Annotated in this window: 12 protein-coding genes; 8 read left to right on the top strand and 4 right to left on the bottom strand. The window is 41.9% G+C overall.

Annotation, left to right across the window (positions count from 1 at the left end):
- Window positions 1–7 precede the first annotated feature (7 nt).
- The 7 genes from flhF (at window position 8) to ACWIWK_RS01925 (ending at window position 5,896) form a co-directional block, all read left to right on the top strand.
- On the top strand, window positions 8–1,504 hold the full coding sequence (gene flhF, locus ACWIWK_RS01955) for a flagellar biosynthesis protein FlhF (protein WP_454150338.1): 1,497 nt from the start codon (window positions 8–10) through the stop codon (window positions 1,502–1,504).
- A 9-nt stretch (window positions 1,505–1,513) separates the two neighbouring features.
- A complete protein-coding gene (locus ACWIWK_RS01950; protein ID WP_454150336.1) occupies window positions 1,514–2,428 on the top strand; it encodes a P-loop NTPase in 915 nt (304 codons plus the stop codon).
- 19 nt (window positions 2,429–2,447) lie between these two features.
- Entirely contained in the window at window positions 2,448–2,774 is a 327-nt protein-coding gene (locus ACWIWK_RS01945) for a hypothetical protein (RefSeq protein ID WP_454150334.1), read from the top strand.
- A 59-nt stretch (window positions 2,775–2,833) separates the two neighbouring features.
- On the top strand, window positions 2,834–3,526 hold the full coding sequence (locus tag ACWIWK_RS01940) for an RNA polymerase sigma factor FliA (RefSeq protein WP_454150333.1): 693 nt from the start codon (window positions 2,834–2,836) through the stop codon (window positions 3,524–3,526).
- Window positions 3,519–4,583 (top strand): flagellar motor switch protein FliM, encoded by a 1,065-nt coding sequence (gene fliM, locus ACWIWK_RS01935; RefSeq protein WP_454150331.1) that lies wholly within the window; start codon window positions 3,519–3,521, stop codon window positions 4,581–4,583. Before ACWIWK_RS01940 ends, fliM begins: the two co-directional genes overlap by 8 nt.
- A 17-nt stretch (window positions 4,584–4,600) precedes the next feature.
- Window positions 4,601–5,419 (top strand): flagellar motor switch protein FliY, encoded by an 819-nt coding sequence (gene fliY / locus ACWIWK_RS01930; RefSeq protein WP_454152006.1) that lies wholly within the window; start codon window positions 4,601–4,603, stop codon window positions 5,417–5,419.
- Between the two features lie 78 nt (window positions 5,420–5,497).
- Window positions 5,498–5,896 (top strand): hypothetical protein, encoded by a 399-nt coding sequence (locus ACWIWK_RS01925; RefSeq protein ID WP_454150330.1) that lies wholly within the window; start codon window positions 5,498–5,500, stop codon window positions 5,894–5,896.
- Between the two features lie 22 nt (window positions 5,897–5,918).
- Here the strand turns inward: ACWIWK_RS01925 and ACWIWK_RS01920 are convergent, their stop codons facing one another.
- The 4 genes from ACWIWK_RS01920 to ACWIWK_RS01905 all read right to left on the bottom strand — a co-directional run bounded on the left by ACWIWK_RS01920 (window position 5,919) and on the right by ACWIWK_RS01905 (window position 12,272).
- On the bottom strand, window positions 5,919–7,403 hold the full coding sequence (locus tag ACWIWK_RS01920; protein ID WP_454150328.1) for a hypothetical protein: 1,485 nt from the start codon (window positions 7,401–7,403) through the stop codon (window positions 5,919–5,921).
- Window positions 7,404–7,740: 337 nt separating this feature from the next.
- Window positions 7,741–9,840, bottom strand: a complete 2,100-nt coding sequence (locus ACWIWK_RS01915; RefSeq protein WP_454150326.1) for a heavy metal translocating P-type ATPase — start codon at window positions 9,838–9,840, stop codon at window positions 7,741–7,743.
- Window positions 9,841–9,896: 56 nt separating this feature from the next.
- Entirely contained in the window at window positions 9,897–10,973 is a 1,077-nt protein-coding gene (locus tag ACWIWK_RS01910) for an A/G-specific adenine glycosylase (RefSeq protein WP_454150324.1), read from the bottom strand.
- 27 nt (window positions 10,974–11,000) lie between these two features.
- Window positions 11,001–12,272 carry a DNA recombination protein RmuC gene (locus ACWIWK_RS01905; protein WP_454150323.1) on the bottom strand — a complete coding sequence of 424 codons (1,272 nt, stop codon included), beginning with the start codon at window positions 12,270–12,272 and terminating at the stop codon, window positions 11,001–11,003.
- Between the two features lie 202 nt (window positions 12,273–12,474).
- Between ACWIWK_RS01905 and metE the strand changes: the two genes are divergently transcribed.
- A complete protein-coding gene (metE, locus tag ACWIWK_RS01900; protein ID WP_454150321.1) occupies window positions 12,475–14,844 on the top strand; it encodes a 5-methyltetrahydropteroyltriglutamate--homocysteine S-methyltransferase in 2,370 nt (789 codons plus the stop codon).
- Window positions 14,845–14,850: the final 6 nt, after the last annotated feature.

Raw genomic sequence — 14,850 nt, 5'->3', positions numbered from 1 at the left:
GAAATTTATGGCAAAAAGAGTAGTTACATTTTCTGGGGAAACGCCAGCAGAAGCGATGAAAAAGGCTAGAGATGAGCTGGGCGATGAGATTCAGCTTTTAGAAACAAAAGAAGTGCGTAAAAAATCGCCCACACAAGCGGGGCTTTATGAGATGGTTTTTGTGGTTGATGAGGAGACTTCTAGTGGCACAAATGCACAAGCAATGGCAGATTCTCAAACAAATGCGCAAAATCCCGCAACACAAGAATCTGAACTCCCCACCAATAGCGTCCAAGCAAGGATTGAAGAAATAGCACAAAAACAGCTCGCTAAAAAGCGCGCACAAAAGGTAAAAGGTGGTGATGAGGCGACTATCCAGCTAAGCAACCTTGTGCGCGAAGTTTCTCAAATCGCGGGTGTGAGTAGCCCAAGAGCAAACGAACTCAAAACAGATTCAAACAAAAGAACAACCAATCTCTCAAACACCAATCCTTACAAAAATGTAGGGCAAGTCCAAACCCCGATAGACACACCGCCTCTTGGCGAGGTAAAACTTGATTCTAAACTCAGTGAAATGCGCGCCGAGCGACAAGCAGAAAGGGTTGAAATCAAGGAGTTGCGCGATGAAATGGGCAAGGTGAATGATAGAATCAAACTTATCCAAAATATGTTTTGGCAAGAACGCGCGCCAAATGATTTACACATACCGCAGGAGTTTTCTGAAATCTATCGAATCGCCAAAGAAAGTGGAATGAGCAAGGAGCATTTAGAGATGATTATGCGCCTAAGTTTAGAGCTTATGCCTCTTAGAATGCGCGAAAACTCTGTGATGACAAAGCGATATTTCCGCGAAGTGTTGCGAAAGATGATTTATTGTCGCACAGAGAATCTCCAAAGCACACAAAAACGCATAATGATGTTTGTAGGTCCCACAGGAGTGGGTAAAACCACCACGCTAGCAAAACTTGCCGCACGATATAGCCTAATGGTAGAAAAACGCCATAAAGTTGGGATTATCACGCTTGATACTTATCGCTTAGCTGCGGTAGACCAACTAATGGCGTATGCGCGAATGATGAGGTTAAGCATTGATACAGTAGTAGAGCCTCAAGAGCTCGGCGCAGCCATTGATGCCCTCAAACATTGTGATTTTATTTTAATCGATACGGCTGGTCATTCGCAAAATGACAAACAAAAATTTGAATCGATTAAAAAATTTGTGGATAATGACTACAAAATCGATGTTTCACTTGTGCTCGCGCTTAATGTCAAATACGAGGATTTGCGCGATACTTACAATGCGTTTGCAAATTACCTTGATATTGATACGATGATTTTTAGCAAACTTGATGAAAGTCGCTACTTTGGAAATATGTTTTCATTAGTGTATGAAAGCAAAAAACCCATTAGTTATCTCTCCATTGGGCAAGGAGTGCCAAATGACTTGGTGGTGGCAAATAATGACTACTTGGTAGATTGCCTGCTAGAAGGATTTGAGGGCGTCAAAGAAAAAATGTTGATATAGGGGGCGATAATGCAACCAAATCAAGCAAGCGAACTCAAAAATCTCGTTGAGAAGCGTGAAAAAAGGTTTTTATACAAGACGCGTTTTATCGCTATCACCAGCGGGAAAGGTGGCGTTGGGAAATCAAGTATAGCAGCAAACCTCGCTTATTTGTTGTGCAAGCTTGGCAAAAAAGTAGCTATTTTTGATGCTGATATTGGATTGGCAAATTTAGACATTATGTTTGGAATCCACGCCAAATACAACATTTTACACGCACTAAAAGGCGAAGTGGGATTTAAGGATATTATTTTTAATGTCGAAAAAAATTTATTACTCATACCCGGGGATAATGGAGATGAGATTCTCAAATATGCTAATAGTGGTGTGTTTGAGCGATTTTTAAACGAAAGTGGTGTGTGTGAAGATATTGATTATATGATAATTGATACAGGAGCTGGTCTTGGGGGAATCTCACAAAACTTTTTAGACGCAAGCGACTTGCTTATTGTCGTTACGATGAATGACCCAAGTGCAATCACCGATGCCTACGCCACTATAAAGCTCAATGCTAAAGAAAAAAGTGATATTGCCATCGTGCTTAATATGGCACAAAGCGCGAGCGAGGCAAATTCGGTATTTTCTCGTATGAAGTCGCTTGCGAAATCTAAAATCCCGGGTCTTACTCTCCACTATTTAGGATTCTTAGCCCATAGCCCGCTTGTAATCAATGCGTGCAGAAAAAGAGAGATTTTTTGTAAAACACAAAGCTTAAGCGCGGAAAAATTCCAAATGGATACTATCTTGCATAATCTCATTGCGTTAGAATCCACGCTTTTTACTTCACAATCCACACCAAAAGACGCGCATAAAATGGAACAAAATATGCTTAATTCTAACAATGCTTTGGCGTGTCTATTTAAGCGCGTAGCAGGGTATTGCTAGCTTATCGTGTGAGGCGTGAATGAAACCAGATAATTATATGAGTTTTGGTATTGTTACGGGATTTTTCATAGGGCTTACTTTTGCCATTATTAAGTTCGATGACCCTGCCATTATGCTTATTTGGACGATTTTTACCACAATGGGTATTTATCTTATCATCACATTGTGCATATCGTTGTGTTTTTGGTTTTTGGACTTTGCTTCGTTGCAGACTAGAAAGAGCAAATTAGAGCAAAACTTGGAGTATTATCGCCTCGAATTTGACAAAAAAGAGCGTGAAAGCGCGAGAATCCGTTCGTTCCTAAAAAGCATAGAAGCTGATAGAGAAAACGAAGAAGATTTCTAAATGTGCCGTGTTAAAAAGCACAAGTGCTTATAACAAATAATGATAAAGGGCTAAATTGTATGAAAAATGTGTATAGCAAAAATATTAAGTTTGCCCAAGATGAGCTAGCCACTCAATATCTTCCCGCCGTTAAGGCTATGGCATTTCGGCTAAAAGAACGACTGCCAAGCTCTATTGATGTAATGGATTTAGTCTCAATCGGCGCAGAGGAGCTCGTAAAACTTGCTAGACGCTATGATAGCTCGATTAACGACTCATTTTGGGGATATGCCAAAACGCGCGTAAATGGTGCTATGCTCGATTATTTACGCTCTTTAGATGTGCTTTCTCGCTCTAGTCGCAAGCTCATTAAGGGCATTGACTTTGAAACCTCAAAATACTTTAACCTCCACCAAGAAGAGCCTAGCGATGAATACTTAGCCAAAGCACTCAATGAGGATATTCAAAAAATCAAAGAAGCACGGATTGCGAGCGATATTTACGCGCTTGTGCCAATCGATGAGCAGTATAATGCCATTATTGGTGATAATATTTTAGAAGATTTGCAACAAGAGGAGTTAATGGAAATTATCGCTAGGATTCTAAGCGGGCTAAGCCAAAGGGAACAAACCATTATCCAGCTGTATTTCTTTGAGGAATTGAGCTTAAGAGAGATTAGCGAAATTTTAGGAATCACAGAATCTAGAATCTCTCAAGTTTCTAAAGAAGTGATTAAAAAAATCCGCGTAAAATTGGGAGAAAATCGTGGCTGATATACTAAGTCAAGAAGAAATTGATGCGCTACTTGAAGTAGTCGATGATGGCGGGGATACCAACACCCTTGAAAAAGAGGATATTCTCCATCAAAAGCAAGTAACGCTCTATGACTTTAAACGACCAAACCGCGTTAGTAAAGAGCAGTTGCGTGCGTTTAAAAGTATCCACGACAAAATGGCGCGCTCACTCTCAAGCCAAATTTCAGCTATTATGCGCTCCATTGTTGAGATTCAGCTCCATAGCGTTGATCAGATGACTTATGGGGAATTTCTAATGAGCTTGCCAAGTCCTACGAGCTTTAATGTGTTTTCAATGAAACCGCTAGAGGGCAGTGGCGTGCTAGAGATAAACCCAAGCATTGCCTTTCCTATGATTGATAGACTTTTGGGCGGTAAGGGCGACCCGTATGAGAACTCGCGCGAATTTAGCGACATTGAAGTGAATTTGCTTGATACAATTTTGCGCCAAATGATGCAAAACCTCAAAGAAGCGTGGGCTTCTGTTACAGAAATTTATCCAAGCATTGACGCTAAAGAATCTAGCCCCAATGTCGTGCAAATCGTGGCGCAAAATGAAATTGTCATTATGGTGGTTATGGAGATTATCATTGGACACTCAAGCGGTATGATGAACCTTTGCTATCCCGTGATTTCACTTGAGACCGTGCTCTCAAGGCTTGCTACGCGCGATTTAATGCTAAGTGATAAAAGCTCAAAAAAATCGCGTAATAAAGAGCTCCAAGCACTTGTCGCGGGGGCTGGCGTAATGGTTTCTGCGTATGTGGGCGAGACGACTTTGAGCTTGCGAGAAGTGCTTGATTTAGAAGCTGGAAATATTATCCGCCTAGATTCTGTGGCTGATGACACCGTGCGCGTATCAATCGATGGGAGAGAGAAGTATGTCGCCTCCATTGGTTTGCAACGCTACCGCAAGACTATCACTATTAAAGAAACTATCATTACAGAAAAAGACCAAGTCAAAGAAGTGCTTGAAATGCTTGAGGCGCAACGCAAAAACCGCGTGATTGATGTCGAAGAAGAAGAAAATGAGTAAGGAGCAAGACTATGAGTATGAAGAGTTTTATTGATTTAGTCATCGCGGAGGGCAAATCGACCATTTCTGGGCTTTTGGGTAAAGATGCGCAAATCACCCATACTCGCGATGATAATGTCAGCTTAGAATCATTGCCAAAGGTGTATGCGCTCGCCCATATCAAAGTAAGCGGGGAGTCAAACTCACAAATCTCTATGGTTGTCCCCGCGCAAATGGGAAGCGCACTCTCTGATATGATGCTAGGAGGCGATGGCGAGCCAAAAGATTCTATAAGCAATGATGATTTAGACGCGATTAAAGAAATTGTCTCAAATATTTTTGGTGCGATTTCTACGAACTTAGGCTCACAAAAAAATCTCCCAAAAGTCTCCTTTGCGTGCGAAAAAATCGAGCTTGTCGATAAAGAAATTGATTTGAGCGCGTTTGATAAGGCGTATATCTTTAATTTTTCTTTAGAAAAAGTCCAAACAGACTTTTTAATCCTTACCACCCAATCCTTTAGCAATATCTTTAACGGGGAGGCTTCCAGCGAGGGTGGCAAGGAAGGTGGCGTGGCATTAAGCGCGGTGGAGTTTAAAAATATCAATATGATTTTAGATGTGCGCTTAAATGTCAAAGTGCGTATCGGGCAGAAGCGAATGCTCCTAAAAGATGTCATCAATATGGATATTGGAAGCGTGATAGAGCTCAACCAGCTCGCCAATGACCCGCTAGAAATCCTAGTCGATGATAAAGTCATCGCACGAGGCGAGGTAGTCATTGTCGATGGAAACTTTGGAATCCAAATCACAGATATTGGCACGAAGCGTGAGCGATTAGAGAAACTGCGCGGATAATGCGCAAAAATTGCCGTTGTGGCGCAAAATTTAGAATCTAATGCTACCCTTACGCGAAATAATCGCATAAGGAAGTGTGTGAAAAAAGTCGCTGTTATCATTTTGCTCGCTGTATCGTTATTATCACCTCTATGGGCAAATTGCTCGGGGGATTGCAAAAGTTGTCATTTTAACTTGGATTATAAAAAGGATACGCGCCACAAACCAATGCTAGCGTGCAAATCCTGCCATACCGATAAAGCAAGCAATAACGCGGGGGCTGGCGTGGGCTGTGGGCAGGATTGCTTTGTGTGTCATAGCGTGGAGAAAATCCGCCTCCCAGAGCTACGAGCAAATCACAAAGTCATCGATGAGTGCATAAACTGCCATAAGGGACTTTCACAACCCCTCACGCCAAATGTGAAGCAAAGCGGAGGGCAAAATATCTTTGAGCAAAGCCTTAAGCATTATAGCGAGATTCTCGCACCTAAGCCTTAATGTATAACGATAAGCCCTTGCTTTAATCTCCATATCCATCATCAATCTTATAGGTGCGTTTAATTTGCTTAATAAGCTGGGAGACAAAATCTCTCTCTTTATTTTTTGTAAATTGTTCAAAATATTTAAGGGAGTTGTGGAGCTCTTGCATATCATTATTTTTAAGAGCCTGTGCTATATCATTAAGAGCAAAGGCTCTCTTTACAATAAGATTATATCTGTCAAACTCTTGTTCTGACCAACGATTCCCTTCCTCATCTTCCCATACTCCTAACATAAGGATAGGACGCTGGGGGTAAAATGGGTTAAATAAATACTGTGGGTCATACCACCCCTTTTTGGCATTAGCGATAATGTCCTCCCTATCAACACACTGCTCACCTTGCTCTTCTTGCTCTTCTAGTTGCTTTTTACTACACACGGAGTGTTGGATGACATATTGTGTGAGTTGTGTTTGGTTCATTTTTTCTACCTTTTGGATTTCTCTTTGCATCTCTAAGAAAAGAAGCTCTTGGACCAAGAGGGATAACTCTACTGTCTTTGTAGCTATTTGTGTGTCTAACTCAGGGTTTCCTTGAGGCTCTGGGATTGCAGGCAATTCTTTCATCAATTCCGCAATCTCCTTATCAATCAAATCAAGTTCCTCCCTAAACTTTTCATCATCAATCTTTCTATTTATTGAAAGTTTCATAAGTTCGTGTTTTTTATCAGAAAGCGGTTTTAATTTTGCCCGAATTGCTTGTGTCTCGCTTCTGGATTCTATTTCTTCGCGCTGTTGCTCTTCTAATTTCTCTCTTTGTTTTTCTAACTTTACTAAAGTGTTATATTGTTGCTGGGCTGATGTTTTAAGTGGGTTTATCATCGCTTGGGTAATTGGTGTATTAGCATATTTTGCAGTGAGTGTTTTATAATTTTTCACAAGTTCAAAAAATTCTCCATCGTTATTATAAACTTTTTGTATATCCTTATAAATATCTTGCATAATTGTCCTAATTGCGCGTTGATGAATGCTTGGTGTATTTTGTGGGAGTTTAAATGTAGAGAGTTCTTGGAGGATACGCTCCACTTCTATAAAACTCACAACATAAGAGCGAAAATAAAATGCTACCTCTTCTTTCTCTCCCCAAGAATCTTCTCGTATCGCTGTGGGCAAAAAAGAACATATAGTGGAAGACATACCCTCCTCGCACGATTCTTTAATGTCCCTCGTTACATTTTCTTTTGTGATTTTGGAGAGTACGCCAGTGTCAAAATATATTTGTTCTAATATTTCACCCTCTTTTGACATTCCCTTATGTCTTTCACCAACCTTATATCCATCAACGATTCGTTCTTCAATTTCATAATGTGTGATTTCTTTTTTGATTCTTTGCATTGCTTGAAAATAAAGTAAAGGATCTGATTCAATGGTATTACGCCCCTTAATAATCTTATGAGCCTCCTCGAGAGTCATTTCCGCCTGTGCTATCGCACACATTGTCATTATTAGCAAAAGTATTCTTTTCATTGTAACTCCTTGTTGTATTGTTTATAGTTAGTAGGGTAGCTTGGTTTCACAAGCCACCCTGTTTTCATATCCTAATCCTAAAAATAAATTACTTTTTAGGTGGATTATTGCCACGACCGCCACCACTAGGATTGCCTGTGGTGCTCGGTCCATTTGGTGGAGGATTATTACCTTTTCCCATTTGGACTCCTTTCTTTAAGATTTTTGCGTTTTTGCACTCTTTATTACAAAAACGCGACCAAATTTTAAAAAATTTTTGTTTAAAAAAAAAATAAAGTGGAAGTCTCTTATGCAAAAAAAAGGAAAAAAGTGGCAAAACACCACAAAAGTTATGAGTTTAGAGTCTTAGGGCACGCATCGCATTGGCAAGCGCGAGCAGTGCTACACCCACATCGCCAAAAACTGCCTCCCAAATCTCAGCCACGCCAAAAAGCCCAAGCACCATAAACGCACCCTTGACAATCAGCGCAAAGGCGATATTTTGATAAATGATAATCTTTGTTTTCTTAGCGATTTGGATAGATTTAAGCAATGTATGAAGCGAACTATTAGTGAGAATCATATCCGCGCTTTGGTGGCTTATATCGCTCCCACTGCCCATTGAGATACCCACATCGGCGAGCGCGAGCGTGGGCGCGTCATTGATACCATCGCCCACAAAGGCGACTTTGCCATTTTTGGTGGCATTTTTGAGATTCCTAAATTCGCGCGCCTTATCATCGGGCAAAAGTGAATGCCTAAACTCACAGCCTAGCTTATCCGCCACGACTTTGCAGGGATATTCATTGTCCCCACTTAGCATTATACAACCTATCCCAAGTCCCTTAAGCGCACTAATTACGCCCACTGCCTCATCTTTAAGCTCATCAGCAATGATGATATAGCCCACATAACGCTTATCCACGCTAATGTGAATCACGCTCCCCTTAATATGACAAGTATTATGCAAGACATCAAATTTATGTAAAATCGCATCATTGCCCGCGATAATCTCGTGGCTATCGCACACCGCACGCACGCCTAAGCCTGAGAGTTCCTCATACTCGCTCACGCTGTGCTTGTGGGCGAGCTTTTCATATTCTGCTTTGATAGATTGTGCGATTGGGTGATTGGAGAGATTATTCGCACATAGCGCGTAGGATAGCACCTCATCTTTTGAGAATCCATCGCTAGGGACGACTTCTATGACCTTGAAGATTCCCTTTGTGAGCGTGCCTGTCTTGTCAAAGGCGATTGCTTTGAGCTGACTTAGGGCTTCTAAATAGTTTGAGCCCTTAAGCAATGCGCCATTTTTACTCGCAGCAGCCAATCCACCAAAATACCCGATAGGCACGGACACCACCAACGCACAAGGACAGCTCACCATAAGCACCACCAAAGCGCGATAAATCCACTCATTAAAGCTCTGCGCGAAAAACAACGGCGGAATGATAGCTACAAGCACGGCAAAAAGCAACATTACAGGCGTATAATAACGCGCAAAAGTAGTGATGAAGCTCTCTGTCTTAGACTTTTGCGCGCTCGCATTAGCGATAAGTTCGCCAATTTTGGCGATTTGACTTTTTTCAAACTCTCTTACAACGCGCAACCTCACAGCCGAACTAAGCGCAATCGCCCCACTTAAAATTTCTCTGCCCGCCACATAATCAACAGGCAAAGATTCTCCGCTCATTGCCGCACAATTAAAGCTCGCTTCCTCGCTTAATAACACACAATCACAGGGCAACATTTCTCCCGCATACAGCACGATTTCATCGCCCACTTCAAGTGTTTGTGGGTCTATGTCAATAGTGTCTTGTGTGGCGTTTTGCACGCATTTGTGCGCGAGAGTGGGCGCGAGATTCGCGCTTTGATTGATAGCGGCTTTTGATTTTTTCACACTGATTTCTTGGAGGTATTCTCCCGCAGAGAAAAACAGCATAATGCTTACCGCCTCTTCGCTCGCTCCAATGCAAAACGCCGCGATTGAGGCGATGAGCATTAGCGTGTTTTCATCAAAAAACTCTTTATTCTTAATGCTTCTAAACGCGCCCTTAAACACATTACGCCCAGCGATAAGATAAATCCCAATCCAAAGAATCATAAGTGCGTTTTCAAAAAATTCCTTTTGTGAATCTTGGAGCAAATCTCCATACAAATAATCTGCACACAAGCTCCCAACAAAAATCACCGCCAACGCGCCAAGCAATGCCAAAGTGGGAGTAAAAAATGTCAGTTTTGGATTGTGATTTTTGAGTGTAGATTCTGTGATTTCTACGCTTGGCTCGAGTTTTTTAATGCCTGCTCGCACCGCGCTTATGTCATCACAATCAATTTCTAAAATATTGGTTGCAAAATGTATCTTAACCTCGCGCACACTTGGAATCTTAGCCAGACTGCCCTCAAGCTTTGCCGCACAATTTGGACAATCAAGATTGTGTATGATAAATTTTTGCATTGCGTGTCCTTGTTGGGGTGTAAATTTATACGCGTTTTAATAAAGAAAAGTAAATATCAAGTAATGCTTCTTAAAAGTTTGAGAGCCTTTTTAGCAAGGCTACAAAGCGCGATACCGTCAATCTCTGTAAAAGTGAAAAACTCTGCCTTGTAAGAATCTCGGGTATCAATGCACGCTAAAATACTCCTAGCTTGGGGGAGATTCTCACATTTAATCGCATACACTTCCGCGCTAATGGCATATTTGGTGTAATTATGCTTCAAAGTGCCAATGTGAGTGGGGAGAGGGAAATCGCTAGATTTGCTTTTGAGAATCTTGGGATTTGTGGTTTGTGGCAAATTGTATAGTCCAAAATAAAGCGCGCTATCACTTTGACACAGGGCGATATGCGCTTTTTTACCCCGCAAGAAATACACGCCAAACAAATGCAAATGCAGATTCTCTCTTGCACGGGGCTTTTTGTGTGGATAGAGTTGGGGAGAATGTTTGCCTTTACACATTGAGCCAAGCGGACAAATAGCGCATTTTGGCATTTTCACACAAACAAGCGCACCAATATCAAGCAAGGCTTGATTGTATTCAAATGGACTATGCGTGGATACAAGCATATTTGCAAGGGAAAATAATTCCTTTGTGCTCGCCTTTTGGATAGCAAAGAGACGATAAAATATGCGTGCGATATTAGAATCTACAAAGCCCACACTCTCGCCAAAACCAAAACACGCAATCGCACCCGCGCTATACGCGCCAATGCCGGGAAGTTTTTGCAGTTCGTGTGTGTCGCGTGGCAAATTTCCACTATACTTTTGCACGCATATACGCGCACACTCTTGCATATTTCGCGCCCGCGCGTAATATCCTAATCCCTCCCAAGCCTTTAGCACGCGCTCTTGTGTGGCATTTGCTAAAGATTTAAGCGTTGGAAATTCTTGCAAAAATGGAAAATAATAATGCTCTAAAACCCTTGAAACTTGCGTTTGTTGGAGCATCATTTCACTCACATACACTTCATAGCTTTGCGAACCATCGCGCCTAAAATTTCTCCAAGCTAGCTCAATGCGCCCGCAACGCGCATACCATTCAAGCACACAATGCTCAAAGTGCGCGACATTAAAACCCTCTAAATACTTCAAATGTGCTCTTTATGCGCAACCCACAAATTACGCTTGGGAAAGCAAATCATCGTGCTCAAGCGTGTGAGAATCGCTACTTTTTGGCAGAGACTTTTTGCCTTTGACACCAAGCGCACTAATACGCTCAACAAAGCTCGTAAGCCCACCGCGCCCATCAAGCTGGGATTGCATTGTATCGATATTGCCTAAGAGGGTTTTTAGATTCTTTTGAATGGCATTAAATGAGCCAAGTACGCCACCAAACTTATCACAAAACTTGCCAAACTCCTCAAGGGCTTTTTTGACATTTTCATCGCCTTGAATGTGAAGCCAGCTGATTTGAATGGTTTTTAACGCCATAAAAAGCGTATGCGGTGTAGTGAGATAAATTTGCTTCTCATAGGCGTATTGATAGAGACTTGGATTTGCCTGCAGTGCCAAATCTAAAAGGTTGTTATAAGGCACAAACAACAGCACATAATCATAAGTGTTTTGTTTGAAGTTCGCATAAGGCTTTTTAGCAAGCTCATCGATTCTCTCTTTGAGATTCCCAGCGATTTGCTCACACACCGCGTTTGTAATCTCGGCGAAGTCAAAATCATTAGGCAGAGAAAACTTCGCATCGATAATAATGCTTTTTTGCTTATCCAAATACACCACCGCATCGGGGATATACTTTTTGCCCTCGATTATAGATTGCTCTTGAAGTTGGTATTGCTCACCTTGCTTTAGCCCACTTTGCTCTAGCACGCTTTTTAGCTGAAGCTCGGCGAAATTTCCGCGAGTTTTTTTATCACCTTTGAGAATCTGAGTGAGCTTATTAGCGTCTTCACGCATACTTTGCGTGTAATCAAACATATTTTTAATGTTTGTCTCTAAGCTCACTTTATTATCACGCAAGCCCTTAGAATACTCCTCCACACTCCGCTGAATGGGCGTAAAAACCTCATCTAAAATCTTTTTAGAATCGTGCTGGATAAATATTTTGTTTTGCTCTAAAAGCGCGTTTGATTGCTTTTGGAGCGCATTATCAAACTCTATTTTAAGCGTAGCAAGGCTGTGTGTAGATTGTTCTTTAAGCGTTTGGTAGAGTGTTTGCGCACTTGAGAGTTGTGCTTTTAGCGCGGCATTTTCCTCTCTTAGGGCAATCATAGCATTCTGGGATTGTGTAGCACGGGATTCAAACTGCGTTATGGAATCTGAGAGCTCGGCATTTTTCCTTGCAAACGCGGAAATTTGGCTTTTTAAATGCGTTACAAAAACCGCAAATCCGCCCACTATCAAAAATATCACACTCACAACAATCCACACATCAATCATCATCATTCCTTATTCAAAGAAAATAAAATCAATGTGGCATTATAATATGCTTTTTTTGGAAAAATTGCATTTTGGGCTTGAACTTTGCTATGAAGATTCTAAGTATTTCGTAGAAAAATTACAAAAATTTTAAAATACATATTGTGTTTTTAATTTTTTATGCCAAAATACCACATTTGAAATTCAACACAAAGGACAACTTATGAGCAAAACAAGCAATCCGCAAACAAGCATATTAGGATTCCCTAGAATCGGGCAAAATAGAGAGCTAAAAAAGGTGTTAGAAGCCTTTTGGGCTGGGAAAGCAAGCGAAAATGAATTACAACAAGTCGCAAAAGACTTACGCGCAAAGCATTGGGGCTTACAAGCAAATGCCTCTATCATCGCGCCAAGCAATGCAAAAGGCGATTTAAAAGGTGGCACAACCGCGACAAAAGGGCTAGATTTTGTCTGTGTCAATGATTTTAGCTTTTATGACAATGTGTTGGATTTGGCATTCGCACTTGGCGCAAAGCCCGCAAGATTTGCAAATCTCAACGGATTAGAGGGCTACTTCGCCCTAGCACGCGGGCACAAAAGTGGCGTGGCGTGCGAGATGACAAAGTGGTTTAACACCAACTATCACTATGTCGTGCCAGAATTAAGCGAAAATGACAGCTATAAGGCGGATGCAAGCGGGATTATCGCGCAGTATAAAGAGGCAAAATCGCTAGGACATACGCCCAAAATTAGCCTTATTGGGCTTTTTACATTATTTGCGTTGAGTAAAATCCAAAGTGGCGACTCTCACGCGATTTTCAAAAAGCTAAAAGGCGCGTATTTGGATTTAATCGATGAAATTGTCGCGGGACTAAGGGCTCTAGATTCTGAAATCATCATCGAATTTAGCGAGCCTATCTTTGTGCGCGGGTTTGATGAGCAAATCTTTGGGTTAGAATGCGGTAAAGGCGGGAGTGCGATAAAGTGCATTTATGATTCTATCAGCGATAAGGGCGTTAAAGCGATTGTAAGCACATTTTTTGAGCATAGCAACGAACTCACCGAAATCTTGCTTGAGAGCAAAATCTATGGAATCGGGTTAGATTTTCTCACAGGGAGCAAAAATTTTGACACGCTAGAGTCAATAGCTAAAAGCGATAAGGTGCTTTTTGCTGGGGTCATCGATGGGCGCAATATTTGGGTGGCAAATTTGGAATCTAAACTTGCTTTGCTTGAACAAATCGCGCAAAAAATCCCAAAAGAGCGAATCGTAGTGGCGAGCTCTTGCTCGCTTCTCCACACGCCTTTTAGCAAGCAGGGCGAGGAGAGTGGCAAGATTCCTAGCGAAATCCTCTCTTGGCTTAGCTTTGCAGAGGAAAAACTAAGCGAAATCGTGCTCTTAAATGCAGTGTTTAGAAATGGCATCACAGGCGAGACAAAATCCGCGTGGGAGCAAAACAAAGAGGCAAATCTCGCCAGAGCAAAATCTACACTCACAAATAATCCAAAAATCCGCGAGCGCGTAGCGGGGATAAGCAAAAAAGAACGCGATTTAAAATTTAAAGAGCGCATTAAGATTCAAAGAGAGATTTTAGGCTATCCAAACCTTGCCACCACCACCATCGGGAGCTTCCCGCAAACGCCCGAACTCCGCGCATTGCGACTAGGGTATAAAAAAGGCGAGATAAGCCAAAGCGACTATGAAAAGGGCATAAAAGATTATATTATTGATTGCGTGCGATTCCAAGAGGAAGTGGGGCTAGATGTGCTTGTGCACGGCGAGCCAGAGCGCAACGATATGGTGGAGTATTTTGGCGAGCAAATGGAGGGCTTTGTTTTCTCTAAAAATGCGTGGGTGCAAAGCTATGGCTCTCGCTGTGTGAAGCCCCCAATCATCTATGGCGATGTGAGTCGCCCAAAGGCTATGACGGTAGAGTGGATAACCTACGCCCAAAGCCTCACAAGCAAGATAATGAAAGGTATGCTGACAGGTCCTGTAACGATTCTAAATTGGAGCTTTGTGCGCGATGATTTGGCGCGTGAAGCGGTATGTAAGCAAATCGCGCTAGGCATCGCTGATGAAATCAACGACTTGCAAAACGCAGGGGTAAAAATCATTCAAGTCGATGAAGCGGCATTCAAAGAGGGCTATCCATTGCGCGCTGAAAATATCAAAGAATATGAGCGATGGGCGTTAGAATCCTTTAAAATCTCCACTGCGGTGGCAAAAAACGAAACGCAGATTCACACGCATATGTGTTATAGCGAGTTTAACGACATTATTAAGACAATCGAGGCGTTGGACGCTGATGTGATAAGCATTGAAACGGCGCGAAGTGGCAATGAATTGCTCAAAGTCTTTAAAAGCGTGGGCTATGCAAACGAAGTGGGACCGGGCGTGTATGACATTCATAGCCCTAGAATCCCTAGCGTAGAGGAAATCGTGGTGCAAATCAAAGCATTGCTCGAAGTGCTCCCACAAGAACAACTATGGATAAACCCAGACTGCGGACTAAAAACACGCAAATGGGAGGAAGTAAAGCCCAGCTTAAAAAATATGGTAGAGGCGGTGAGAGTCGTTAGGACATTGTAGGACAAT

Source organism: Helicobacter sp. 23-1048, assembly GCF_053654545.1.
The sequence above is the reverse complement of the archived record's forward strand: the minus strand, read 5'-3'. Positions and strand labels throughout refer to the sequence as shown.